Here is a 25,011-nt window from a genome sequence, read left to right as displayed (position 1 = left end):
CGTTTCTCCGTAACTGGGGCCTGGTGCACGGGGGCCGGGGCCCGGCGGGGCCCCGGCCCTCATCGGGCGGGTGTTACTTCTTGCTGGACTGGGTGATGCGCAGCATGTTGCCGGAAGGGTCCCGGAAGGCACAGTCCCGAACGCCGTACGGCTGGTCGATCGGCTCCTGGAGCACCTCGCCACCCGCGGCCCGGACTTGCTCGAAGGCGGCGTCAACGTCCTCGGCGGAGAGGATCACACCGCGCAGCATGCCCTTGGCGAGCAGCTCGGCCATGGTCTGCCGGTCGGCTGCCGGGGCGTTCGGGTCCGCGAGCGGGGGTTCGAGGACGATCTCCACGTCCGGCTGAGCGGGGGACCCGACGGTCACCCAGCGCATGCCTTCGAATCCGACGTCGTTGCGCACTTCCATTCCCAGGGCGTCGCGGTAGAAGGCGAGCGCCTTGTCGTGGTCGTCGACGGCGATGAAACACTGCGAGAGGTTGATGTCCATGCGTTTCACGCTACGGGCGGGGTGCGGGATTTGCTTCTCCATTCCTGACCGGTCGCGTGAGCATCTTGGCGACGCACGCCGGGATGGTCTCCCCGGCGTCGTGGGGTCGGGCCCGGTAGGCACTCGGGGTCTCCCCCACCAGCTCGGTGAAGCGGGAGCTGAACGAGCCCAGCGACGTACAGCCGACGGCGAAGCAGACCTCCGTGACCGACAGGTCGCCCCGGCGCAGCAGCGCTTTGGCCCGCTCGATGCGGCGGGTCATGAGATAGCTGTACGGGGTCTCGCCGAAGGCGGCACGGAAGCTGCGGGAGAAGTGGCCGGGCGACATCAGGGCGGCGCGGGCCAGCGAGGGGACGTCGAGTGGTTCGGCGTACTCGCGGTCCATGCGGTCACGGGCCCGACGCAGCCGGGCCAGATCCTCCAGCCTCACTCCCTCACCCTCCCACGGTCCCCGACGCCCGGCCCGTCATCCAGAAACGGGTCACCACTCGCGCTCGGCGGTCAGTTCCTCCGGGTCCGCGTCCGCGAAGCCGTACGCCGTCGCGATGGTCCAGAAGGCCTCGCCTATCTCCTCGCGTGCGACGGTCTCGATCTCGCTGCCCGCCGCCTCGAACTCGGCCTCCAGGTCGTTGAAGGCCTCGGTCGCCACCGCCGTCAGCGCGTACAGGGCGGTGAGGTCCGTGGGGTCCTCGGCCTCGATCCGCTCGCACAGGGCGCGCAACACCGCCGTGCCCTTGTCCAGGAGGTGGTCCGGGAAATAGTCGTCCTCGTACAGCAGGGCCAGGAACGCGTGCCCCGCCAGCTGCTCGTTCGTGATCGTCATGGTGGTCCCCCGATACGTCCGACGGCGTTGTTCCGATACTCCCCCACAGGACTGACAATCGGGCCCTGACGCCGGACCCGCCCGTCTCCGCGTGCCGAGCATCACCCTGGACAGCACACCCGACTGGCGGGTAACTTCGAAGGGAGTCTGAGCAAGCGCTTAGCCACGTACGACCTGTATCAACCGACTGCCGACCTAGGAGGCATCCCGTGCGCCGTACGGTATTCAACGAGGACCACGAGGCGTTCCGGGAGACCATCCGCGCCTTCATCGCGGCCGAGGTCGTGCCGGTCTACGACGAGTGGTTCGCCGCCGGTCAGGTGCCGCGCGACTTCTACCTCAAGCTCGGTGAGCTGGGCATCTTCGGCATCGAGGTCGACGAGGAGTACGGCGGCGCGGGCATCGACTCGCACAAGTACGAGGCCGTCATCTACGAGGAGACCGCGCGGGCGGGTGTCACCTTCGGCGGCTCCGGCGTCCACACGCTGCTCGGCCTGCCCTACGTGAAGATGCTCGCCTCCGACGAGCAGAAGAAGCGCTGGCTTCCGAAGTTCGCGACCGGCGAGGAGATGTGGGCCCTCGCGATGACCGAGCCGGGCACCGGTTCCGACGTCGCGGGCATGAAGACCACCGCCAAGCTCTCCGAGGACGGCACGCACTACGTCCTCAACGGCGCCAAGACCTTCATCACCGGCGGCGTGCACGCCGACCGCGTGATCGTCTGCGCCCGTACCGCCGCCCCGCGCGAGGACGACCGCCGCTTCGGTATCTCCCTCTTCGCCGTCGACACCAAGTCCGCGGGCTACTCGGTCGGCCGCAAGCTCGACAAGCTCGGCCTGAAGACCTCCGACACCGCCGAGCTGGCGTTCGTCGACGTCAAGGTCCCGGCCGAGGACCTCCTCGGTGAGGAGAACAAGGGCTTCGGCTACCTCGGCACCAACCTGGCCTCCGAGCGCTGGGGCATCGCCTTCGGCGCGTACGCCCAGGCCGCGGCCGCCGTCCGGTTCGCCAAGGAGTACGTGCAGGAGCGCACGGTCTTCGGCAAGACCGTCGCCTCGTTCCAGAACACCAAGTTCGAGCTGGCCGCCTGCCAGGCTGAGGTGGACGCCGCCCAGGCCGTCGCCGACCGCGCGCTGGAGGCCCTGGACGCCGGTGAGCTGACGGCGGCGGAGGCCGCGTCCGCCAAGCTGTTCTGCACCGAGGTCGCCCACCGCGTCATCGACCGCTGCCTCCAGCTGCACGGCGGCTACGGCTTCATGAACGAGTACCCGATCGCCCGCCTGTACGCGGACAACCGCGTCAACCGCATCTACGGCGGCACCAGCGAGGTCATGAAGTCGATCATCGCGAAGTCGATGGGGCTCTGAACACTGCCGATGGGGCTGTGACACTTCAGCAGCCGGTTCGGTGAGGACCACGTTTCCGTAAGGACCACGTTCCCTTCATGAGCGCAGCACTCGATTCCCTGCTCGATCTGCTCGACCTGGAGCAGATCGAGCGGGACATCTTCCGGGGCATGAGCCGCAGCGCGGTCGTGCCCCGGGTGTTCGGCGGGCAGGTCGCGGCCCAGGCGCTGGTCGCCGCGGGCCGTACCGTCCCGGCCGAGCGGGCGGCCCACTCCCTGCACGCGTACTTCCTGCGGGCGGGCGACCCGGGCGCGCCGATCGTCTACAGCGTCGACCGCATCCGCGACGGGAAGTCCTTCACCACCCGGCGGGTCGTCGCCGTCCAGCACGGGCAGCCCATCTTCCACCTCTCCGCGTCCTTCCAGACGTACGAGGACGGCATGGAGCACCAGGCGGACATGCCGCCCTCGCCCGATCCGGAGACCCTGCCCACGGCCGCCGAGATGCTGCCCCGGTACGCGGACCGCTTCAGCGATCCGGGGATGGTGGACCGGCTGATCGAGGCGCGGGACGCGGTGGACCTGCGGTACGTGGACGCGCCGCCCTTCGGCACGGTGGGCGAGGCGCGCGAGCCGCGTTCGCAGGTGTGGTTCCGGACGAACGGCAAGCTGGCCGACGACCCCCTGCTGCACGTCTGCATGGCCACCTATGTCTCCGACATGACCCTGCTCGACTCGGTGCTGCTCGCCCACGGGCGGGGCGGCTGGGCGGTCGGGGACGTAGTGGGGGCGAGCCTGGACCACGCCATGTGGTTCCACCGGCCGTTCCGGGCCGACGAGTGGCTGCTCTACGACCAGGAGTCGCCGTCGGCCTCCGGTGGGCGGGGACTGGGCCAGGCCCGTATCTACACAGCCGACGGACGCCTGGCGATCACCGTCATCCAGGAGGGTGTCGTCCGGGTTCCGCGTGCCCCCGGGATGAGCACCATCTGAAGGTCCATTTCGGACATACTCCCCTCCATGAGCGACTCCACGAGCGACGCCACGAGCGACGCCACGAGCGACTCAACGAGCGGCACGGCGGCAAAGAGCACAGCTGATGGCGGGGAGTCCACGTTCACGGTGGTCGTGGCGGCCGTCGCCAACCTCGGCATCGCCGTGGCGAAAGCCGTCGCCGGGCTGATCAGCGGCTCCAGCGCGATGCTCTCCGAGGCCGCCCACTCGGTCGCGGACACCGTCACCGAGGTCATGCTCCTCACCGCACTGAAGCGGAGCGGGAAGCCGGCCGACGAGGCCCACCCCCTCGGTCACGGCCCCGAGCGCTACATCTGGGCGCTGCTCGCCTCCATCGCCACCTTCGTCGGCGGGGCCGTCTTCTCCGTCTACCACGGGGTGCACACGCTGATCGCGGGCGAGGAGCCGGGCGATCCGCTCGTCTCCTACATCGTCCTCGGCGTCGCGTTCCTGCTGGAGGGCTACTCGCTGCGGACCGGCGTCAAGCAGGTGCGGCGCGAGGCGTCACGGCTGCGGGTACCGGACGCGTACTACCTGCGCCACACCCCCGACACCGCCGTGAAGGCCGTCGTCATGGAGGACTCGGCGGCCCTGGTCGGGCTCCTGCTGGCGGCGGGCGGGCTGCTCGGCGGGCAGCTGACGGGTTCGGGGGTCTGGGACGCGATCGCGTCCTGTCTGATCGGCCTGTTGCTCGTGTACGTGGCCTGGGTGCTCGGCCGGTCCAACGCGCAGCTGCTCATCGGGCGGCCGCTGCCCGCCGCGATGCGGTCCGCGGTGCGCGAGGAGCTGCTTTCGGTGCCGCACATCGTGGACGTACTGGAGCTGACCACGCTGATCCAGGGGCCGAGCGAGATCCTGATCGCCGCGAAGATCGACTTCCGGGACATGGCCACCGCGGAGGAGGTCGAGTGGGCGTGCGACGAGGCGGAGGACCAGTTGCGGGAGCGGTTCCCGTCGGTCCGGCGGGTCTATCTGGACCCGACACCGGGACGCTCGCAGCGGCGGCGCCCCGGCCTCTGACGTTCCTGATGCGCCCTCATACGCCCCGGCCCTGACCCGCCTTACGGCGTCAGCTCCGCGACCGCCTTCGCTCCCTCGATCGACGTCACGTGCGCCTTCTGGCGGCTGGGCGACAGGGCGCGGTACGCCTCCGCGGCCCCCGGCACGGCCGCGAGCGCCGCCGCGAGGTCCTCGGGCGGCTCCACCGTGCGGGGCGCGGTGTCGAGGGTCGGTTCCACCTCGATGGCCTGCCCGCCGCCGATGCCGGTCTCCTTGCGCTTGTCGGCGCTGAACGGGATCAGGTACCGGCCGCCCATCGGGCGATCGTCGAGCGGTACGAGAACCCGTCCACGGCCGCTACACGGCGGACCCCTCCGCGACCGCCCCCTCAAGCTCGGTCTCCTCGGGCCCGGTCCCCTCGGGCTCCGCCTCCAGCAGCCCCGCCGCGTGCAGCAGGTAGTCCGTCATCGGGTCGTAGAAGCGCGGGTCGGTCACGTGGTCGTCCAGCGGGACCGTGACCTGAAGGGTGCCCTCCGCCTCCCCGAGGAACAGGGCCGGGTCGTTGCAGTCCGCGTAACCGATCGCGTCCAGCCCCCGCTGTCCCGCGCATCCCGCCCAGCCGTGGTCCGCGACGACCAGGTCGGGCAGCGGGCGGCCCAGCTGGGCCATGGCGTCCAGGATGGCGGCCATCGGGGCCGGGGAGTGGGTGTGCCAGAGCGTCGCCCCGCGTTCCAGCATCGCGACGTCGGCGAACTGGAAGACCATGCCCTCGTCCGCGGTCAGCCCCGAGGGAATCCGGACGATCTCGCAGCCGGCCCTGCGCAGGGCGTCCGCCGTCTGCCGGTGCACGTCCAGCAGGCCGCCCGGGTGGCCGGTGGCGAACAGGACCCGCTCGCGCCCGGCGGCGGCCTTGCGCAGCCGGGCGGCCATCCGCTCCAGGGCGTCGACGGTCAGCTCGGGGTCGATGGTGTCCTGGCCCTGCCGGTGCGCGGGGTCGTCGATCACCCCGCAGCGCTCGGCCATCACGGCCAGCACGTCCTGCTCGTCGCTCCACCGGTCCCCCAGCTCCAGGCCCAGCCAGTAGTGGCGGTCGCCGTTGGCGAGCTTGCGGTAGTGGGAGAGGTTGTTGTCGCGGGGTGTGGCGACGTCTCCCGCGATACGCGAACGGACGAGGTGGTCGACGAGGGCGGCGCGGCTGGGTATCGGCATGGACCCATTGTGCCGTCCGGTGCGCGGGCTGTGCCGGGTGTCTTGCCCGGTGGACCGCCCCACGCGAAGTCCGTGGACCGCCCCGCGAGGTCCGTGGACCGCCCCGCTAAGTCTTTCGGGACTGTTCACCGTGGCGTGACCTGCTCCTCCCTCCGGCGGGCGGGCGCCGGGCTCGAATGGGATCACCAAGAGGTCTGGACCAGAGGTCTGGACCAATCGAGTTGCGCCAATCCTCGTCGATCCCCTGTCTCATTCCGCTCATCGCGGCACTTTTGCACAAGTGGTCTATACCTATGGCGCTAGGGTGCCAGCGGAATCAGGCACGCCGGGACCAGGCGCTCCGGGACCAGGTACGCCGATCAGCCATGCCGGGGCCAGGCGCGCCGAAACGGGCACATTCGTAGCCGTGGGGGGCTTCATGACCGTGCATCACCTTCCGCAACCACCGTCCGACGAAGAGCTGTACTGGTACTTCGGGCCGCAGCGCCGCTGGGTCCTGGTGAGCAGCTCCCTGGCCTTCGTGTTCACGGCGGCGACGATGTTCACCTTCGCGCTGCGGACCCCGGCCCTGTGGGCGTTCCTCGCGGTCCTCGGGCTCAACGTCGTGGCCCTGCTGCTCTCCTCCGTGAACAGCCTGCGTCAGCGGCGGCTGACCCGGGCCTCCCACGAGGTGCTCGTCCGCGCCTGGCGACCCGCCCGGCTGCCGACCGTCGACCTCTACCTGCCGACCTGCGGCGAACCGCTCCCGGTCCTCGCCAACGCCTACCGCGCGGTCGCCGCCCTCGACTGGCCCGGCGCGCTGACCGTCTGGGTGCTGGACGACGCGGACCGGGGCGAGGTGGCGGCCCTGGCGGCCGAGTACGGCTACCGCTACGTCGTCCGCCCCGACCGGGGGCGTCTGAAGAAGGCGGGGAACCTCAACCACGCGCTCACCCTGTCGGGCGCCGAGTTCATCGCGATCCTGGACGCGGACTTCGCGCCCCGGCCGGACTTCCTGCGGCATCTGGTCCCGTATCTCGCGGACCCCGCCGTCGGCATCGTGCAGAGCCCGCAGTGCTTCGACACCGACGCGGGCATGGACTGGATCCAGCGCGCCGCCGGTTCCGCGCAGGAGTGGTTCTTCCGCTGGATCCAGCCCTCCCGGGACGCCAGCGACGCCGCGATCTGCTGCGGCAGCAACGCCGTCTACCGGCGGAGCGCGATCGACCTCGCGGGCGGCTTCGCCCGGCTCGACCACAGCGAGGACCTGTACACCGGACTGGCCCTGCACGAGCGGGGGTTCCGCACCCAGTACGTGCCCGTCCTCGTCGCCAAGGGCACCTCGCCCGACACGGTCACCTCGTTCGTCAACCAGCAGTACCGGTGGGCGATGGGCAATCTGCACCTGCTCGGCGCCCCGGTCCTGAAGCGGATGCGCGCACCCTGGCGGATGCGGCTCTGCTTCTACGAGGGTGTCCTCGGCTATCTGACCACGGCCGTGAACACCTTCGCCGCGCCGCTGCCGCCGCTGGTGATGATGTTCTGGTACCCGGACCACATCCGGCCCTGGCACGTGCTGCCGCTGCTCGCCCCGCTGTGGCTGTGGCACGTGCTGCTGCCCCGGATCAGCCGCACCCGGTGGCGGGTGGAGGTGATCCGGGCGGGCGTCCTCACCAGCGTGGCCGCCGCGACCGCGTTCTGGCACACCCTGCGCGGCCGCAGCGCCGCCTGGGTACCCACCGGGGCCCGTACGACGCGGAGTTCGGGCTCGATGGCCCGGCGGGTGGTGGGCGTCTCACTGGTCTGGCTGGTGCTGTCCAACGGGGCCGCGTCGGCGGGCCTCGCGCTGGCCGTGGCCCGTAACGGCTGGGAGCCCACCTGGGGGCTCGGCCTCTACGTCCTGGTCCAGTTGCAGATCAACGTCCCCCTGATCCGCGACCTGCTGACCGAGCTGCGCCCGCCCGCGAAGGCGGCGGAGCCGCTCGCCGCACCGCCGCGGCCGCGGACCCGGACGGGCGTGCTGCCCCGCCGCTGGCCCGAGTCCCTCGCCGCGTCCGCGGTCCTCCTGCTCACCGGTCTGATCGCCTCGGGGTGGGTCAACCCGATGCTTCCGTGGTCAAGTTGAAAGGCCCTGTCACCATGCCCTCCCTTCCCCTCGCTCCCGGCCCGCACCGGAAGCGGTCCACTCACCCACCCGCGGCACCGCCCTCCCCCGGGGGCGCCGAGTCGGGCCCCAGCCCGCACCGGTCCGCGTTCCGGCCCGACATCGAGGGGCTGCGCGCGGTCGCCGTCCTCGCGGTGCTCGCCTTCCACGCCCAGATCCCCGGCACGGCGGGCGGCTTCGTCGGCGTGGACGTCTTCTTCGTCATCTCCGGCTATCTGATCACCGGGCTCCTGGTCCGGGAGGCGATCACCACCGGGCGCATCCGGCTCGGGGACTTCTTCTCCCGCCGGGCCCGGCGGCTGCTGCCCTCCGCCGCCGTGGTGCTCGCGGCGGTGGCGGTGGCCGGGGCCTGGCTGACCGTACCGCTGCTCCGCACCGACCTGGAGCACGACGTCCTCGCGGCGGCGCTCTCAGTCGCCAACTGGCGTTTCGTGGCCCAGCAGACGGACTACCTGGCCGCCGGGCACGACCAGAGTCCGCTGCTGCACTTCTGGTCGCTCGCGGTCGAGGAGCAGTTCTATCTGTTCTGGGCCCCGCTGCTGGCGGTCATCGTCCTGGTCACCGCCCGCGCGGTCCGCCGGGGCCGGGCCGTGCGCGCGGTCGTGGCGCTCGTGACGGCAGCGGTGGCCGTCGCCTCGTTCGCCCTGTCCCTGCACTGGACGCGGGAATCGGTCTCCCTCGCCTACCTGGGAACGCCCTCCCGGGTCTGGCAGTTCGCCGTCGGCGCGCTGCTGGCGCTGCTGCCGTGGCACCTGCTGCGCGGACCGCGGCCGCTGCGGCTGGTGTGCGGGTGGGCGGGGGCCGCCGCGATCGTCTGGTGCGTCGTGTCGTACGACGCCTCGACCCCGTACCCCGGTTGGGCGGCGCTCGTCCCGACCCTGGGCACGGCCGCCGTCGTCCTCGCCGCGATACCGGGGCGGGGCGAGCGTGAGGTCCAAGGCGCCTACGGGGTGGGCAGGTTTCTGGCGATGCGGGCTCCCCGCGCGATCGGGCGGCTCTCCTACACCCTCTACCTGTGGCACTGGCCGGTGCTCGTTCTGGCCGAGGCACGCCTCGGCCCGCTCGACTGGCCCGCGAGGACGGCGCTGACGCTGGCGGCCGCGCTGCCCGCCCTCGCCACCCTGCGCTGGGTGGAACAGCCGCTGCGCCGCAGCCGCACGGTCTCCGAACTGCCGCGCCGGGGACTGTCGGTGGGGATCTCCGCGATCGTCCTGCCGGTGGTGCTCGCGCTGGTGGTCGGCACGACGACGCTGCATCTGATGGGCCCGACCACGCCGGTCGACCCGAAGGGCCTCCCGCCGGGCGCGGCGTCCGGCCCCTCCCTGCTGGCCCGGCCAGACGGCGCCCCGCTCGCGGGCGGGCCGCTGGTCCCGGGCCCCGCCCAGGCGCGCAAGGACTTCCCGCCGGACGGGTCCTGCCAGGTCGCCCCGGCGGTGACGCGCAGTCCGGAGTGCCTGTTCGGCGCGACCGACAGCCCGGACCGGATCGTGCTGCTCGGCGACTCGCACGCCGGGCAGTGGTTCTCCCCGATGCTCGCGATCGCCTCGCAGCGCGGCTGGGCGCTCCAGGAACTGGTGAAGCAAGGCTGCCCACTGCCGGAACTGACGGTGAAGAGCCCACAGTTGGGGCGCGCCTACCGGGAGTGCGACACCTGGCGGGCCGACGCCCTGGACCGGCTGCGGAACGGCCCGAAGCCCCGGCTCATCGTGATCGCCTCGCTCAACCACTACACGGACGATGACGAACTCCTCGCCTCCGCCTGGGAGAAGACCCTGAGGCGGCTACGGGCGACCGGGGCGCCGATCGTCCACATCGAGGGAACCCCCGTCCCCGGCACGGACGTCCCGGCATGCGTCTCCGGCAGCGTGGCCGACCCCGCGCCCTGCGCGTTCAGCCGCGCGGACGCCATCCCGCCGGACCCGCTGGCGCGCCGGATCGCGGCGGGCGCGGTACCGGGCGTACGGTCCATCGGCGTGAACCCGGTGCTGTGCCCGGGAGACGGCCCCTCCTGCCCGGCGGTACGGGAGCGAATCCTGCTCTACCGGGACGACGCGCACCTGACGAACGTGGCGGCCGTCGTGCTGACCCCGCGCCTGGAGCGGCTGCTGACGGACTCCGGCGCACTGCCGCCGGCCGGACGGAGCGACTGATCAGCTCGCGGTGCCGGACGACCTTCTCCACAACGTCACCGCGCGCAGCAGCGTTTCGACCGGGCCGAGCCGGTGGCGGCCCATCAGCCGGGCGGAGGCTGCGAGTTGGCATCCGTAGAACCCGCAAAGCGCGACGCCGCGCAGCGCGTCGACCTCCACGATCCGGCGCGGCGGCCGGGCTGTCCGGGGCCCGGCGGACCGGGTGTCGTGCTCGATCGTTTCCCTGCGCTGTGACACGCGGTCCCCCCCTGGCTGGTGGCGCCGGCGAAGGCCGCCCCCTTCTGGTCAGGACCGGGGCGGCCGGGCGGTTCTCTGTCGGAGGTCGCGGCAGAGGCGACAGCAGTGGTGGTGGCGGCGGCGCTTCAGGCAGCGGCTACGGCAGCGGCTCAGGGCACCGCGGAGAGCACGGTCACGACGGTGACCATGCTGATCGCCGCCTGGAGGTCGCGGATCGCCTCCCGTACGCTCACGCCCGCCCAGTGGCCGTCGGCGATCTCCGCCATGCGCGGGGCCACCTGCTTCTTCGGCAGACCGGGGAACGCCTGCGGGTGCATCCCCGTGGCGTGCAGCAGGGCGATCAGCGCGCTGGTGCGGGCGTCCGGCTCGGCCCCGTGCAGCACGACGGCGGCCAGCCGGGCGCGCAGCTCGCGTTCGACCGAGCCGTCGGCCTCCGGGTAGCGGCGGACCGGGAAGACACCGAGCACCCGGTGCTTCTCCTCGACCACCAGGCCGCGGGCGACGAGGCTGTCCACGACGTCCTGGGAGCCCTTGGCATGGTCCCGGGTGAGCCAGGCGACCACCTTGCGGCTGCTGGAGGTCCCGTGGACCCAGCGCGCCAGCCGGTCGAGCCGCCCGTCCAGGAGCGGGTCCCCGGTCGGGGACGGGTCGAAGACCTCGACGCGGCCGCCCTTGACCGTGACGCGGCCCGCCATGACCAGCTCCAGGAGCATGCCCGCGGCCACACCCCAGCGCGCCGCGGTCTCTCCCTTCGCCGCGCCGGTCGTGTCGTCCAGCGACAGCAGCATGATCTCTTCGCCCAGCAAGACGGCCATGGTCAGGCTCCCCGTTCCTCTTCGTCCTGATCGGACAGACGCGAAGAGCCCTTCCCGGGTTGCCCAGGGCCGCCCAGGCGATGGAGCTCCTGCTCAGGAGGGTTCCGCGGCAGCCGCGAACGCGCCTCGCGCCAGCCGGTGCAGCAGCGCGGCGGTGGCCTCGCGGCCCGGTCGGGCCTCGGGCCGGGCCAGGTGCGGGGTGGAGTTCAGCAGGCCGAAGACGGCGTGCACGGTGACCCGGGCATGGTTCTCGGCCAGCGACGGGTAGAGGGCGCGGACGACGCCGACCCAGACCTCCACGTACTCGCGCTGGAGCCGGCGCACCCGCTTACGGTCCGTGTCGCGCAGCCGGTCCAGCTCGCGGTCGTGGAGGGTGATGAGGGGGCGGTCGTCCAGGGCGAAGTCGATGTGGCCCTCGATGAGCGCGTCCAGCAGGGCCTCCGGGGAGCCGTCGCCGCCCGCGGCGTCCTCCGTGACCCGCAGCAGTCCGCCCTCCAGCAGGCGTTCGCTGATGCCGACCAGCAGCTCGGCGAGCATCGCGTCCTTGCCGGGGAAGTGCCGGTAGAGGCCGGGGCCGCTGATCCCGACGGCGGCGCCTATCTCGTCGACGCCGACACCGTGGAAGCCGCGCTCGGCGAAGAGGCGGGCGGCCTCCCGGAGGATCTGCTCGCGGCGGGTGGGGGCCGCGACGCGGGCGGCGGCATGGGTGCTCATGAGGATTCATTCTAGACAGGGTCGTTAGCGGTCGTTAACCTGAGGGAAACGCGTTAACGATCATTAACAGCCGACCATCGTCAACGGCTAACTATCGCGGTACGGGCAAGGGGGCTCGACACGATGCAGCAGGCACCGGTCCTGGCGAGCGCGGCCGATCCCGCCTCGGAGGCCTGGCAGGCCAACGAGGCGGCGCATCACGCGCTCTCCGACGAGCTGGCGGGGCGCCTCGCCACGGCACGGCTGGGCGGGGGTGAGAAGGCGCGGGCCCGCCACGAGGCGCGCGGCAAGCTGCTCCCCCGGGACCGGGTGGACACCCTCCTCGACCCGGGCTCCCCGTTCCTGGAGCTGGCCCCGCTGGCGGCGAACGGGATGTACGGGGACCAGGCCCCGGCCGCGGGCGTCATCGCGGGCATCGGGAGGGTCTCCGGCCGCGAGTGCGTGATCGTCGCCAATGACGCGACCGTCAAGGGCGGCACGTACTACCCGATGACCGTGAAGAAGCACCTGCGCGCCCAGGAAGTGGCCCTGGAGAATCGTCTCCCCTGCCTCTACCTGGTCGACTCGGGCGGCGCGTTCCTCCCGATGCAGGACGAGGTCTTCCCCGACCGGGACCACTTCGGGCGGATCTTCTACAACCAGGCCCGGATGTCGGGGGCGGGCATCCCGCAGATCGCGGCGGTGCTGGGCTCCTGCACGGCGGGCGGGGCCTACGTACCGGCGATGAGCGACGAGGCCGTCATCGTCCGCAACCAGGGCACGATCTTCCTCGGCGGCCCGCCGCTGGTGAAGGCCGCGACCGGCGAGGTCGTCACGGCGGAGGAGCTGGGCGGCGGCGAGGTCCACTCCCGGATCTCCGGTGTGACCGACCACCTCGCGGAGGACGACGCGCACGCCCTGCGCATCGTCCGCAACATCGTCGCCACGCTCCCGGACCGCGCCCCGCTCCCCTGGTCGGTCGAGCCGGCCGAGGAACCGAAGGTGGACCCGGCGGGTCTGTACGGCGCGGTCCCGGTGGACTCCCGGACGCCGTACGACGTGCGCGAGGTCATCGCCCGGGTGGTGGACGGCTCGCGCTTCCAGGAGTTCAAGGCGGAGTACGGCACGACGTTGATCACCGGCTTCGCCCGCATCCACGGCCACCCCGTGGGCATCGTCGCGAACAACGGCATCCTGTTCGCCGAGTCGGCCCAGAAGGGCGCGCACTTCATCGAGCTGTGCGACCAGCGCGGCATCCCGCTCGTCTTCCTCCAGAACATCTCCGGCTTCATGGTCGGCCGCGACTACGAGGCGGGCGGCATCGCCAAGCACGGCGCGAAGATGGTCACGGCCGTCGCCTGCACCCGCGTGCCGAAGCTGACGGTCGTGGTCGGCGGTTCGTACGGGGCGGGCAACTACTCCATGTGCGGCCGGGCCTACAGCCCCCGCTTCCTGTGGATGTGGCCGAACGCCAAGATCTCGGTGATGGGCGGCGAGCAGGCCGCGTCGGTCCTGGCCACCGTCAAGCGCGACCAGTTGGGCGACGACTGGAGCGCCGAGGACGAAGAAGCGTTCAAGGCCCCGATCCGCGCCCAGTACGAGACCCAGGGCAACGCCTACTACGCCACCGCCCGGCTCTGGGACGACGGCGTGATCGACCCCGTGGACACCCGGCAGGTCCTCGGCCTCGCCCTGACCGCCTGCGCCAATGCCCCGCTGCCCCAGAAGGACCCGGCCGGGCCCGGCTTCGGCGTCTTCCGGATGTGAGGAACAGATGACGATGTTCGACACCGTGCTCGTCGCCAACCGCGGCGAGATCGCCGTCCGGGTGATCCGGACCCTGCGGGAGCTGGGGGTGCGCTCGGTCGCGGTCTTCAGCGACGCGGACGCGGACGCCCGGCATGTACGGGAGGCGGACACGGCGGTACGGATCGGCCCGCCGCCCGCGTCGGAGAGCTATCTGAACGTGACCGCGCTGCTGGAGGCCGCCCGCCGCACGGGCGCGCAGGCCGTCCACCCCGGATACGGCTTCCTCGCGGAGAACGCGGAGTTCGCGCAGGCCTGCACGGACGCGGGACTGGTCTTCATCGGCCCGCCCGCCCCCGCGATCTCGCTCATGGGCGACAAGATCCGGGCCAAGGAGACGGTCGCGGCGGCCGGAGTCCCGGTGGTCCCCGGCTCCTCCGGGAGCGGCCTGACGGACGCCGAACTGGAGGAGGCCGCAAGGGAGATCGGTACGCCGGTCCTCCTGAAGCCCTCGGCGGGCGGCGGCGGCAAGGGCATGCGCCTGGTCCGCGACGCGGCGGTGCTGGCGGAGGAGATCGCGGCGGCCAGGCGCGAGGCACGGGCCTCGTTCGGCGACGACACGCTCCTCGTCGAGCGGTGGATCGACCGCCCCCGCCACATCGAGATCCAGGTCCTGGCCGACGGCCGGGGCCACGTGATCCACCTGGGCGAGCGCGAGTGCTCCCTCCAGCGCCGCCACCAGAAGATCATCGAGGAGGCCCCCTCGGTCCTGCTGGACGGGGAGACCCGGGCCGCTATGGGCGAGGCCGCCGTGCAGGCGGCCCGCTCGTGCGGCTACGCGGGCGCGGGCACGGTGGAGTTCATCGTGCCGGGCGAGGACCCGTCCTCGTACTACTTCATGGAGATGAACACCCGCCTCCAGGTCGAGCACCCGGTCACCGAGCTGATCACGGGCCTGGACCTGGTGGAGTGGCAGCTGCGAGTGGCGGCGGGTGAGCGACTGCCGTACGCACAAGAGGACATCCGCCTGAACGGCTGGGCGATCGAGGCCCGCGTCTGCGCCGAGGACCCCTCCCGCGGCTTCCTGCCTTCCGGCGGTACGGTGCTGGCGCTGCGCGAGCCGCAGGGCGGCGGGGTCCGGACGGACTCGGGGCTCAGCGAGGGCGTGCCGGTGGGCAGCCTGTACGACCCGATGCTGTCGAAGGTCATCGCGTACGGCCCCGACCGCGCCACCGCCATCCGCAGGCTGCGGGCGGCCCTGGCGGACACGGTCATCCTGGGCGTTCCGACCAACGCGGGCTTCCTGCGCCGCCTGCTGGCCCACCCGGACGTGATCGCGGGCGACCTGGACACGGGGTTGGTGGAGCGCGAGGCGGAGGGCCTGGTGCCGGACGGAGTGCCGCACGAGGTGTACGCGGCGGCGGCCGCGGTCCGCCGGGACGCACTGGAGCCCCGGCCGGACGCGGGGGGCTGGACGGACCCGTTCTCGGTACCGAGCGGATGGCGGACGGGGGGTGTGCGGGCCCCGCTGAGGTTCCCGCTGCGCGTCTCGGGCGCGGACCCGGTGACGTACGAGGCTCCGTCGGGAGCTGTGGTGGCACCGGACCGCGTGACGGTCGAACGGGACGGCGCGGTCGTCCACTTCCACCGCTCCGGCGACTGGCTGGGCCGGGACGGCGACACCTGGCACGTCCAGGACCACGACCCGGTGGAGGCGTCCCTGAGCGGGGCGGGCCGGAGCGGGGCGGACACGCTGGCGGCGCCGATGCCGGGCACGGTCACGGTGGTGAAGGTGGCCGTCGGGGACCAGGTCGAGGCGGGACAGAGCCTCCTCGTGGTGGAGGCGATGAAGATGGAGCACGTGATCTCGGCCCCGCACGCGGGCACCGTCACCGAGCTGGACGTGACGGCGGGCGCGACGGTGGCGATGGACCAGGTCCTGGCGGTCGTGGTCCCCGCCGCCGGTCAGGAGGACGCATGACGACACAGCGAGCACTGCCCATGCAGGTCCCGGCCCCCGGCCTGCCCGCCCGGGTCCGGATCCACGAGGTGGGCGCGCGGGACGGCCTCCAGAACGAGAAGGAGACGGTCCCGACGGAGGTGAAGGCGGAGTTCATCCGCCGTCTGGCCGTGGCGGGCCTGACCACCATCGAGGCGACGAGCTTCGTGCACCCGAAGTGGGTGCCCCAACTGGCGGACGCGGAAGCCCTGTTCCCCCTCATCGGCGAGATCGCGGACGTGGGTGACGTCTCCCTCCCGGTCCTCGTGCCGAACGAACGCGGACTGGACCGGGCGCTGGCGCTCGGGGCCCGGTCGATCGCGGTGTTCGGCTCGGCGACGGAGACGTTCGCGGCCCGCAACCTGAACCGCACGGTCGACGAGTCGCTGGCGATGTTCGAGCCGGTGGTGGCCCGGGCGAAGGCGGAGAAGGCGCATGTCCGCGGATACCTCTCCATGTGCTTCGGCGACCCGTGGGAGGGCGCGGTGCCGGTGGCGCAGGTGGTCGGGGTCGCGAAGGCGCTGATGGACCTGGGCTGCGACGAGCTGTCGCTGGGCGACACGATCGGGGTGGCGACGCCGGGCCACGTGACGGCGCTGCTGACAGCGCTGAACGAGTCGGGCGTGGCGACACCTTCCATCGGCGTGCACTTCCACGACACGTACGGCCAGGCGCTGTCCAACACGCTGGCGGCGCTCCAGCACGGGGTGAGCACGGTCGACGCATCGGCGGGCGGCCTGGGCGGCTGCCCGTACGCGAAGAGCGCCACGGGCAACCTCGCCACCGAGGACCTCGTGTGGATGCTCGACGGCCTGGGCATCGAGACGGGCGTCGACTTGGACGCCTTGACCGCCACCAGCGTCTGGCTGGCCGAACACCTGGGCCGACCGAGCCCGTCCCGCACGGTCCGCGCCCTGGCCGCAAGCTCCCCAGCCCCTTCCTCTTCTCCCGCCTCCCACAAGGAGTGAGTTACCCATGTCCCTGGACCACCGGCTGACCGCCGAGCACGAGGAACTGCGCCGCACGGTCGAGGAGTTCGCGCACGACGTGGTCGCGCCGAAGATCGGCGACTTCTACGAACGCCATGAGTTCCCGTACGAGATCGTGCGCGAGATGGGCCGGATGGGCCTGTTCGGGCTGCCGTTCCCGGAGGAGTACGGCGGCATGGGCGGCGACTATCTGGCGCTCGGGATCGCCCTGGAGGAGCTGGCCCGGGTCGACTCCTCGGTGGCGATCACCCTGGAGGCCGGGGTCTCGCTGGGCGCGATGCCGCTCCACCTCTTCGGCACGGAGGAGCAGAAGCGTCGCTGGCTGCCGAAGCTCTGCGCGGGTGAGGCGCTGGGCGCGTTCGGCCTGACGGAACCGGACGGCGGCTCGGACGCGGGCGGCACGCGCACGACGGCGGTGCTGGACGAGGCGAGAGACGAGTGGGTGATCAACGGATCGAAGTGCTTCATCACCAACTCCGGTACGGACATCACCGAGTTGGTCACGGTCACCGCGGTGACGGGCCGCAAGGAGGACGGCCGCCCCCTGATCTCCGCGATCATCGTCCCCTCGGGCACCCCCGGCTTCACGGTCGCCGCCCCCTACTCCAAGGTCGGCTGGAACGCCTCGGACACCCGCGAACTGTCCTTCTCCGACGTCCGCGTCCCGGCGGCGAACCTCCTGGGCGAACCGGGCCGTGGCTACGCCCAGTTCCTGCGCATCCTGGACGAGGGCCGCATCGCGATCTCCGCCCTGGCGACGGGCCTGGCGCAGGGCTGTGTGGACGAGTCCGTGAAGTACGCGGCCGAGCGCCACGCCTTCGGCAGGCCGATCGGCTCCAACCAGGCCATCCAGTTCAAGATCGCCGACATGGAGATGCGGGCCCACATGGCCCGCATCGGCTGGCGCGACGCGGCCTCGCGCCTGGTGGCGGGCGAGCCGTTCAAGAAGGAGGCGGCGATCGCGAAGCTGTACTCCTCGACGGTCGCGGTGGACAACGCCCGCGAGGCGACGCAGATCCACGGCGGCTACGGCTTCATGAACGAGTACCCGGTGGCGCGGATGTGGCGCGACTCGAAGATTCTGGAGATCGGTGAGGGGACGAGCGAGGTGCAGCGGATGCTGATCGCACGGGAGTTGGGTCTGCCGTCCTGACGTGCCGCCCGATGGTCTGGTCGCTGCCGCCCAGGCCGCCGTGGATGTGCCCACGGCGGCCTGGGCGGCTGAGCCAGCATGGGGCTCCCCGTCGCCATCCGGCGGCACGAGGTCGGGGCACAGCGAATGCCCGCACGTCGAGGGGACACACCTCGCCGACCCGGCACCCGGCCCTGCGGGCCGTGGTGGAGGGTTCCGCGTCCTGTACGACGCCGGCTACGAGATCGACCGCACGCGCGAGGAGCTCTTCGCCCGTTCCGCGACGCCGGATGAGGTGAAACCGCTCCAATCACCGAGCGGTGAAGCCGTGGTCGAGCTCCATCGAACCGCCTTCACCGCAGGCGGAACGGCGGTCGAGTTCGCCATCGGTGTACACGCCGCATCCAGGTTCCGGTGGACATACGACTTCGCGGTACCGGACTCGGCACGGAAGCAGGGCAATGCGTCATGATCTCCACCCAGTCCTGGTCGGACGCCCGGCAGGTGTGGGACCGCCACTTGATGCGCCATGCCCCCCGCCCCTGTTCGGTCATCATCGGGCTCGGCAGCCATGACCTGGGGGTGGCCGACGTATCGGCGGGGTTCCACCTGCGCGGACTGGCCCCCGTCATCGTGTTCACCGGCGCGACCAGCCCCACAACCCGCGCCCGGATGCCGCGCGGCGAGGCCGTGCACCACCGGGAGCGGGCCCTCGAACTCGGCGTACCGGGCTCCGCCTTACTGGTCGAGCCGCAGGCGCGCAACACCGGGGAGAACATCCGCCGCTCACGGGCCGTCCTCGACGAGCCGGAAGGGGCCGGAAGGGGCCCGAAAGGCGCGAAGGGACCGTGAGGCACACCGCCGGATCACATCCCCGCCCAGACACCCCCACCATCCGGCAAGGTTAGGCTAACCTTCCTTCGGATGCCTTAGCCGGAAGCCGGGCCCGTCCGCCCGCGGCTCCGGCCCGTATCGGAGGAGCTCCCGTTGACGCTGATGACTGCCACCGCCCCCGATGTCGCCCCGTTCCGGTTCTTCGACCTGACCGTCCTGCGGACCAGGCGGCTGGGGCCCTCCATCCTCCGGATCACTCTCGGCGGCCCGGGGGCCGAGGGCTTCCGGGCCGGGGGGCGCGACCAGAGCCTGTCGCTCTTCCTGCCGCGACCCGGCCGACGCGAGGCCGTGGTCCCGGAGGGGGAGAACGGGGCCTGGTACCCGAAGTGGCGGGCCCTGCCCGAGGACGTACGCGCGGTGATGCGCTCGTACACCGTGCGGGCCCAGCGGGCGCTGCCCGACGGTTCCACCGAGGTGGACATCGACTTCGCGCTGCACGGTGAGGGCGGGCCCGCCTCCCGCTGGGCGCTGACCGCCGCGGCCGGGGACCGGCTGAAGGCACTGGGGCCCGTCGTCGCGGACAACACCTCCGTACGCTTCCGGCCGCCGGCGGGCACCGACTGGGTCCTGATCCATGCCGACGAGACCGCCCTGCCCGCTGCCGCCGCCATCCTGGAGTGGCTGCCCGCCGACATGCCCGCCCGGGTCTGGCTGGAGGTCCCGTGCACCGAGGACCGGCAGGCCCTGAACACCGCGGCGAAGGCCCGGATCACCTGGCTCGTACGGAGCGAGGAGGCCGTCTCCGGCGTGGAGGCCGTGCGCGCCGCCGAGCTGCCCGAGGGCACGCCGTACGCCTGGATCGCGGGCGAGGCCTCCGGGGTGCGGTCGCTGCGCCGCCATCTCGTCCAGGAGCGGGGCCTCGACCGCAAGCGCGTCACGTTCGTCGGCTACTGGCGGCGCGGGCTCAACGAGGAGCAGGTGCGCGACACGGAGTCGGCCACCGGGGCCGACATCTCGGAGTAGGCCCTGCGGCCATCCGCCCCGCTCACCACTTCCCCGCTCCAGCGGCCCACCGAGCCCGCCCGAAGCGGGAGTAAAGCGGACAAGCGCTACAGCCCGGAGGGGGCGAGGGGCGATCGATTCAGGCTTAGGTTAGGCTACCCTCACTTCGACGTCGCGTCTCTCGCCCCCCGTCCCCTGCCCGGAGGGCCGCGATGAAATTCCCCTCACCCGGGAGGACCCCTTCATGCGTTCGCACCTGCTCAACAACACGACTGCGGAGCACTATCGGAGCACCGTCTCCGCAGGAGTGGACCGGGTCGCGGCCGCCCTCGCCGCCACCGAGCGGCCCTTCAGCGGGGTCGGTGTCGACGAACTCGCCCCCGTCGTCGACGCGATCGACCTCGACCGGCCACTGGGCGATGCCTCCGCCGCCCTGGACGAGCTCGGCGAGGTCTACCTCCGCGACGCCGTCTACTTCCACCACCCCCGCTACCTCGGGCATCTCAACTGCCCAGTCGTCATCCCCGCCGTGCTCGGCGAGGCCGTACTCTCCGCGATCAACTCCTCCCTGGACACCTGGGACCAGAGCGCGGGCGGCACCCTCATCGAGCGTCGGCTGATCGACTGGACCACCGAGCGGATCGGGCTCGGCCCGGCCGCCGACGGGGTCTTCACCAGCGGCGGTACGCAGTCCAACCTCCAGGCCCTGCTGCTGGCGCGGGAGGAGGCGAAGGTCCGGCCGGAGCACCTCACCCGGCTGCGGATCTTCACCTCCGAGTGCAGCCACTTCAGCGTCCAGAAGTCCGCCAAACTCCTCGGCCTCGGCCCGGACGCCGTCGTCTCCGTCCCCGTCGACCGCACCAAGCGCATGCAGACCGTGGCCCTCGCCCACGCCCTGGAGCAGTGTGTCGCCGAGGGCGCCATCCCGATGGCCGTCGTCGCGACCGCCGGCACCACGGACTTCGGGTCCATCGACCCGCTGCCCGAGATCGCCGCGCTCTGCGAGAAGTTCGCCGTCTGGATGCACGTGGACGCCGCGTACGGCTGCGGACTGCTCGCCTCCCGCGAGCGGCGCGGACTGCTCGAAGGCATCGCCCACGCCGACTCGGTCACCGTGGATTACCACAAGTCCTTCTTCCAGCCCGTGAGTTCGTCGGCCCTGCTGGTCCGCGACCGGGCGACCCTGCGGCACGCCACGTACCACGCGGAGTATCTGAACCCGCGCCGGATGGCCGAGGAGCGGATACCCAACCAGGTCGACAAGTCCCTCCAGACGACCCGCCGGTTCGACGCGCTCAAGCTGTGGATGACACTGCGCGTCATGGGCGCCGACGGCATCGGCGAACTGTTCGACGAGGTCTGCGACCTGGCCGCCGAGGGCTGGAAGCTGCTCGCCGCCGACCCGCGCTTCGACGTGGTGGTCCAGCCGCAGCTCTCCACGCTCGTCTTCCGCTACATCCCGTCCGGCGTCACCTCCCCTGCCGAGATCGACCGGGCCAACCTTTACGCCCGCAAGGCGCTGTTCGCATCCGGCGAGGCGATCGTCGCGGGCACCAAGGTCGGTGACCGCCAGTACCTGAAGTTCACCCTGCTCAACCCCGAAGCGACCGCGGAGGACATCGCCGCGGTTCTCGATCTCATCTCCGGCCACGCCGAGAAGTACCTGGGAGACTCCCTTGACCGCGCTTCCTGACCCCCACGACTTCATCGGGATCGGGCTCGGCCCGTTCAATCTCGGACTGGCCTGTCTGACCGAGCCGATCGACGAGCTCAACGGTGTCTTCCTGGAGTCCAAGCCGGACTTCGAGTGGCACGCCGGGATGTTCCTCGAAGGGGCCCATCTCCAGACGCCGTTCATGTCGGACCTGGTCACCATGGCCGACCCGACCTCGCCGTACTCGTTCCTGAACTACCTCAAAGAGCGGGGCAGGCTCTACTCGTTCTACATCCGGGAGAACTTCTACCCGCTGCGGACCGAGTACAACGACTACTGCCGCTGGGCCGCCGCGAAACTGAGCAGCATCCGGTTCAACGAGACCGTCGAACTCGTGACGTACGACGAGGGCACGGCCCTCTACACCGTACGGACCGCCTCCGGCGAGGAGTTCCGCGCCCGGCATCTCGTACTCGGGACGGGCACCCCGCCGTACATTCCCGAGCCCTGCCAGGGGCTCGGTGGGGACTTCATCCACAACTCCCGCTATCTGGAGGGGAAGGCCGAGCTCCAGAAGAAGAAGTCCATCACCCTGGTCGGCAGCGGGCAGAGCGCTGCGGAGATCTACTACGACCTGCTCTCCGAGATCGACGTGCACGGCTACCGGCTCAACTGGGTGACGCGCTCGCCGCGCTTCTTCCCGCTGGAGTACACCAAGCTGACGCTGGAGATGACCTCTCCGGAGTACATCGACTACTTCCACGCGCTGCCCGAGGAGACCCGCTACCGGCTGGAGACCGGGCAGAAGGGGCTGTTCAAGGGCATCGACGGGGAGCTGATCGACGCGATCTTCGACCTGCTCTACCAGAAGCACCTGCCCGGTCCCGTGCCGACCCGGCTGATCACCAACTCCGCCCTCACCAGCGCCCGTTACGACGAGGAGGGCGGGGCGTACAGCCTGGGGCTGCGCCAGGAGGAGCAGGGCAAGGACTACTCCCTGACCACCGAGGGCCTGATCCTCGCCACCGGCTACCGCTACGAGGCCCCCGCCTTCCTCGCGCCCGTCGCCGGGCGGCTGCGCCACGACAGCCGGGGCCGTTTCGACGTGGCCCGCAACTACAGCATCGACACCACCGGGCGCGGGGTCTTCCTCCAGAACGCCTCGGTGCACACCCACTCGATCACCTCGCCCGACCTGGGCATGGGTGCCTACCGCAACGCGTACATCATCGGCGAGCTGCTCGGCCGCGAGGTCTACCCGGTCGAGAAGTCCATCGCCTTCCAGGAGTTCGCCGTATGAGCCGCACCGACACCGACCGCGCCGACACCGGCCGTGCCGAGGGAATCGGCACGTTCACCGTCCGCCCGCTCGACCCCCTCGCCGACGCCGAGCTGGTGCACGGCTGGGTGACGCACCCCAAGGCCGCCTTCTGGCTGATGGGCGACGCGAAACTCCAGGACGTGGAGCGGGAGTACATGGCGATAGCCGCCCACCCGCACCACGACGCGTTCATCGGGCTGCACGACGGCGAACCCGCCTTCCTGATAGAGCGCTACGACCCCACCGAGGTCGAGCTGAAGGGGCTGTACGAGGCGGAGCCCGGCGATGTCGGGATGCACTTCCTGGTCGCCCCGACCGACACCCCCCTCCACGGCTTCACCCGAGCCGTGATCACCGCGGTGATGGACTTCCTGTTCGCCGACCCGTCGGTGCGCCGGGTCGTCGTCGAGCCCGACGTCACCAACAGCGCCGTGCAGACCCTCAACAAGGCCGTCGGTTTCGAGGTGCTGCGGGAGATCGCCAAGCCGGAGAAGGACGCCCTGCTGAGTGCCTGCACACGGGAGCAGTTCGAAGCAGCAACCGGAGGTAACGACCGATGACGACCACCCTCGCCGACAGCGTCGCCCACCTCTCCCCGGAACGCTGGGCCACCGCAAACCGACTGCTGGTCCGTAAAGCACTGGCGGAATTCAGCCACGAACGGCTACTGGCTCCCACACCTCTGGGCGAAGACCGCTTCACCGTCCGTAGCGACGACGCCTCCACCGAGTACCGTTTCACCGCACGCCTCTTCGCCCTGGACCACTGGCAGGTCGCCGCGGACAGCATCACCCGGCACCGGAACGGCGTCGAACTCCCTCTGGACGCCGTCGAGTTCTTCATCGAGCTGCGGCACACCCTCGGGATCTCCGACGAGGTGCTGCCGGTCTACCTGGAGGAGGTCTCCTCCACCCTGGCCGGAACCGCTTACAAACTCACCAAGGAACCGGCCACCTCCGGCCGGCTCGTCGCCGCCGGCTTCCAGGCCATCGAGACCGGGATGACCGAGGGCCACCCCTGCTTCGTCGCCAACAACGGACGGCTCGGCTTCGGGGTGGACGAGTACCGTGCGTACGCCCCCGAGGCCGCGGCGGAGATCCGCCTCGTCTGGCTGGCCGCCCGCCGCTCGCGCGCCACCTTCACGTCGGGTGCCGGGATCGACTACGAGGCGCTGGTCGAGGGCGAGTTGAGCGAGGCGACCCGGGAGCGGTTCGCCGGGGCGCTGCGCGGACTCGGCCTGGACCCGGACGACTACTTCCTGCTGCCCGTCCACCCCTGGCAGTGGTGGAACAAACTGGCGGTCACCTTCGCCGGTGAGCTGGCCGAACGGCATCTGGTGGTGCTCGGGGAGGGCGAGGACTGCTATCTCGCCCAGCAGTCGATCCGCACGTTCTTCAACACCGACCACCCGGAGAAGCACTACGTCAAAACGGCGCTGTCCGTCCTCAACATGGGCTTCATGCGCGGGCTTTCGGCCGCGTACATGGAGGCCACCCCGGCGATCAACGACTGGCTGGCCGGTCTCATCGAGCGTGACGACCTGCTGCGCGGGGCCCGGTTCTCGATCATCCGGGAGCGGGCCGCGATCGGCTACCACCACCGGTCCTACGAGGCGGCGACCGCCAAGGGCTCCCCGTACCGGAAGATGCTCGCCGCCCTGTGGCGCGAGAGCCCGGTGCCGGGCCTCCAGCCGGGCGAGCGGGTGGCGACGATGGCCTCCCTGCTCCACACCGACCACGAGGGCCGCTCGGTGGCCGGGGCGCTGATCGCCGAATCCGGGCTGGACGCGCAGACGTGGCTGCGGCACTACCTGGACGCCTATCTGGTGCCGGTGCTGCACAGCTTCTACGCCTATGACCTGGTCTACATGCCGCACGGCGAGAACGTGATCCTGGTCGTGGAGGACGGGGTCGTCACCCGCACGATCTTCAAGGACATCGCCGAGGAGATCGCGGTGATGGACCCGGACGCGGTGCTGCCGCCGCAGGTCGAGCGCATCCGGGCCGAGGTCCCCGAGGACATGAAGCTGCTGTCGGTCTTCACCGACGTCTTCGACTGCTTCTTCCGCTTCCTCGCGTCCGGCCTGGCCACCGAGGGCATCCTCGACGAGGAGACCTTCTGGCGGACGGTCGCGGCCTGTGCGCGCGACTACCAGGACTCGGTGCCGTACCTCTCGGACAAGTTCAAGGAATACGACCTGTTCGAGGCGGAGTTCGCACTGTCCTGCCTCAACCGGCTCCAGCTGCGCAACAACCAGCAGATGGTCGACCTCAACGACCCGGCCGCCGCGCTCCAGTTGGTCGGCCGCCTGAAGAACCCGCTCGCCGGGTACTGAGCGAACGGCCCCACCGACCGGTGAGCGCCCGAGGACGGTCCCTCGGGCGCTCACCCCTTCCCCCCTCCGGAGCCGACCGGA

22 protein-coding genes and 2 pseudogenes are annotated in these 25,011 nt (G+C 71.3%); 16 read left to right on the top strand and 8 right to left on the bottom strand.

All coding sequences use genetic code 11. The features are described 5' to 3' along the window. Positions 1 to 73: 73 nt before the first annotated feature. The 3 genes from CIB93_RS08410 to CIB93_RS08400 are packed head-to-tail and all read right to left on the bottom strand — an operon-like array spanning position 74 to position 1,313. Positions 74 to 490 carry a VOC family protein gene (locus tag CIB93_RS08410; protein WP_096625736.1) on the bottom strand — a complete coding sequence of 139 codons (417 nt, stop codon included), beginning with the start codon at positions 488 to 490 and terminating at the stop codon, positions 74 to 76. A gap of 10 nt (positions 491 to 500) precedes the next feature. Continuing rightward, positions 501 to 920: a helix-turn-helix transcriptional regulator gene (locus tag CIB93_RS08405; protein ID WP_096625644.1), complete on the bottom strand. Its 420-nt coding sequence runs from the start codon at positions 918 to 920 to the stop codon at positions 501 to 503. A 51-nt stretch (positions 921 to 971) separates the two neighbouring features. Further along, positions 972 to 1,313, bottom strand: coding sequence for a DUF5713 family protein (locus tag CIB93_RS08400; RefSeq protein ID WP_096625642.1), 342 nt, complete (start codon positions 1,311 to 1,313; stop codon positions 972 to 974). 209 nt (positions 1,314 to 1,522) lie between these two features. On the opposite strand from CIB93_RS08400, the gene CIB93_RS08395 reads away from it, so the two are divergent. The 3 genes from CIB93_RS08395 (at position 1,523) to CIB93_RS08385 (ending at position 4,692) form a co-directional block, all read left to right on the top strand. Next, positions 1,523 to 2,680 (top strand): acyl-CoA dehydrogenase family protein, encoded by a 1,158-nt coding sequence (locus CIB93_RS08395; protein ID WP_096625640.1) that lies wholly within the window; start codon positions 1,523 to 1,525, stop codon positions 2,678 to 2,680. Positions 2,681 to 2,757: 77 nt separating this feature from the next. Then, entirely contained in the window at positions 2,758 to 3,651 is an 894-nt protein-coding gene (locus tag CIB93_RS08390) for an acyl-CoA thioesterase II (RefSeq protein ID WP_096625638.1), read from the top strand. A gap of 27 nt (positions 3,652 to 3,678) precedes the next feature. Beyond that, a complete protein-coding gene (locus tag CIB93_RS08385; protein ID WP_096625636.1) occupies positions 3,679 to 4,692 on the top strand; it encodes a cation diffusion facilitator family transporter in 1,014 nt (337 codons plus the stop codon). A gap of 41 nt (positions 4,693 to 4,733) precedes the next feature. On the opposite strand, the gene CIB93_RS08380 is transcribed toward CIB93_RS08385, so the two are convergent. After that, positions 4,734 to 4,988: a YdeI/OmpD-associated family protein gene (locus tag CIB93_RS08380; protein ID WP_107470952.1), complete on the bottom strand. Its 255-nt coding sequence runs from the start codon at positions 4,986 to 4,988 to the stop codon at positions 4,734 to 4,736. 40 nt (positions 4,989 to 5,028) lie between these two features. Continuing rightward, positions 5,029 to 5,880 (bottom strand): phosphatase, encoded by an 852-nt coding sequence (locus CIB93_RS08375; protein WP_096625634.1) that lies wholly within the window; start codon positions 5,878 to 5,880, stop codon positions 5,029 to 5,031. 418 nt (positions 5,881 to 6,298) lie between these two features. Here CIB93_RS08375 and CIB93_RS08370 point away from each other — a divergent pair, with 418 nt between their 5' ends. Both CIB93_RS08370 and CIB93_RS08365 read left to right on the top strand, forming a co-directional pair. After that, positions 6,299 to 7,984 carry a glycosyltransferase family 2 protein gene (locus CIB93_RS08370; RefSeq protein ID WP_096625632.1) on the top strand — a complete coding sequence of 562 codons (1,686 nt, stop codon included), beginning with the start codon at positions 6,299 to 6,301 and terminating at the stop codon, positions 7,982 to 7,984. Positions 7,985 to 7,998: 14 nt separating this feature from the next. After that, complete coding sequence (locus CIB93_RS08365; protein ID WP_096625630.1) at positions 7,999 to 10,173, top strand: acyltransferase family protein; 2,175 nt, start codon at positions 7,999 to 8,001, stop codon at positions 10,171 to 10,173. Here the strand turns inward: CIB93_RS08365 and CIB93_RS38735 are convergent, their stop codons facing one another. The 3 genes from CIB93_RS38735 to CIB93_RS08350 form a co-directional block, all read right to left on the bottom strand. Then, positions 10,174 to 10,410 (bottom strand): hypothetical protein, encoded by a 237-nt coding sequence (locus tag CIB93_RS38735; protein ID WP_096625628.1) that lies wholly within the window; start codon positions 10,408 to 10,410, stop codon positions 10,174 to 10,176. 149 nt (positions 10,411 to 10,559) lie between these two features. Next, positions 10,560 to 11,225 (bottom strand): GPP34 family phosphoprotein, encoded by a 666-nt coding sequence (locus CIB93_RS08355; protein WP_096625626.1) that lies wholly within the window; start codon positions 11,223 to 11,225, stop codon positions 10,560 to 10,562. A 93-nt stretch (positions 11,226 to 11,318) separates the two neighbouring features. After that, positions 11,319 to 11,939: a TetR/AcrR family transcriptional regulator gene (locus CIB93_RS08350; RefSeq protein ID WP_096625624.1), complete on the bottom strand. Its 621-nt coding sequence runs from the start codon at positions 11,937 to 11,939 to the stop codon at positions 11,319 to 11,321. 123 nt (positions 11,940 to 12,062) lie between these two features. Between CIB93_RS08350 and CIB93_RS08345 the strand changes: the two genes are divergently transcribed. The 11 genes and pseudogenes from CIB93_RS08345 to CIB93_RS08295 all read left to right on the top strand — a co-directional run bounded on the left by CIB93_RS08345 (position 12,063) and on the right by CIB93_RS08295 (position 24,930). Continuing rightward, positions 12,063 to 13,685: a carboxyl transferase domain-containing protein gene (locus CIB93_RS08345; protein WP_096625622.1), complete on the top strand. Its 1,623-nt coding sequence runs from the start codon at positions 12,063 to 12,065 to the stop codon at positions 13,683 to 13,685. A 7-nt stretch (positions 13,686 to 13,692) separates the two neighbouring features. Then, positions 13,693 to 15,645 (top strand): acetyl/propionyl/methylcrotonyl-CoA carboxylase subunit alpha, encoded by a 1,953-nt coding sequence (locus CIB93_RS08340; protein ID WP_096625620.1) that lies wholly within the window; start codon positions 13,693 to 13,695, stop codon positions 15,643 to 15,645. 20 nt (positions 15,646 to 15,665) lie between these two features. Then, a complete protein-coding gene (locus tag CIB93_RS08335) occupies positions 15,666 to 16,631 on the top strand; it encodes a hydroxymethylglutaryl-CoA lyase (protein WP_373558724.1) in 966 nt (321 codons plus the stop codon). Between the two features lie 7 nt (positions 16,632 to 16,638). Continuing rightward, complete coding sequence (locus CIB93_RS08330) at positions 16,639 to 17,805, top strand: acyl-CoA dehydrogenase family protein (protein WP_096625616.1); 1,167 nt, start codon at positions 16,639 to 16,641, stop codon at positions 17,803 to 17,805. 133 nt (positions 17,806 to 17,938) lie between these two features. Beyond that, positions 17,939 to 18,256 (top strand): annotated as a pseudogene (locus tag CIB93_RS08325) (UTRA domain-containing protein); the annotation flags it as partial. Continuing rightward, positions 18,253 to 18,591 (top strand): annotated as a pseudogene (locus CIB93_RS08320) (YdcF family protein); the annotation flags it as partial. The pseudogenes CIB93_RS08325 and CIB93_RS08320, both read left to right, overlap by 4 nt. A gap of 189 nt (positions 18,592 to 18,780) precedes the next feature. Continuing rightward, positions 18,781 to 19,641: a siderophore-interacting protein gene (locus tag CIB93_RS08315; RefSeq protein WP_096625734.1), complete on the top strand. Its 861-nt coding sequence runs from the start codon at positions 18,781 to 18,783 to the stop codon at positions 19,639 to 19,641. Between the two features lie 223 nt (positions 19,642 to 19,864). Next, positions 19,865 to 21,313 carry an aspartate aminotransferase family protein gene (locus CIB93_RS08310; RefSeq protein ID WP_096625612.1) on the top strand — a complete coding sequence of 483 codons (1,449 nt, stop codon included), beginning with the start codon at positions 19,865 to 19,867 and terminating at the stop codon, positions 21,311 to 21,313. Continuing rightward, on the top strand, positions 21,297 to 22,574 hold the full coding sequence (locus CIB93_RS08305) for a lysine N(6)-hydroxylase/L-ornithine N(5)-oxygenase family protein (RefSeq protein WP_096625610.1): 1,278 nt from the start codon (positions 21,297 to 21,299) through the stop codon (positions 22,572 to 22,574). Before CIB93_RS08310 ends, CIB93_RS08305 begins: the two co-directional genes overlap by 17 nt. After that, positions 22,571 to 23,155: a GNAT family N-acetyltransferase gene (locus CIB93_RS08300; protein WP_096625608.1), complete on the top strand. Its 585-nt coding sequence runs from the start codon at positions 22,571 to 22,573 to the stop codon at positions 23,153 to 23,155. The genes CIB93_RS08305 and CIB93_RS08300 overlap by 4 nt, the downstream gene beginning before the upstream one ends. After that, entirely contained in the window at positions 23,152 to 24,930 is a 1,779-nt protein-coding gene (locus CIB93_RS08295) for an IucA/IucC family siderophore biosynthesis protein (RefSeq protein ID WP_096625606.1), read from the top strand. The genes CIB93_RS08300 and CIB93_RS08295 overlap by 4 nt, the downstream gene beginning before the upstream one ends. The last annotated feature ends 81 nt before the right edge of the window (positions 24,931 to 25,011 follow it).

The sequence above is a fragment of the Streptomyces sp. WZ.A104 genome, from assembly GCF_002382885.1.
Lineage (GTDB): Bacteria > Actinomycetota > Actinomycetes > Streptomycetales > Streptomycetaceae > Streptomyces.
This window is presented reverse-complemented; position numbering and strand designations above follow the sequence as displayed.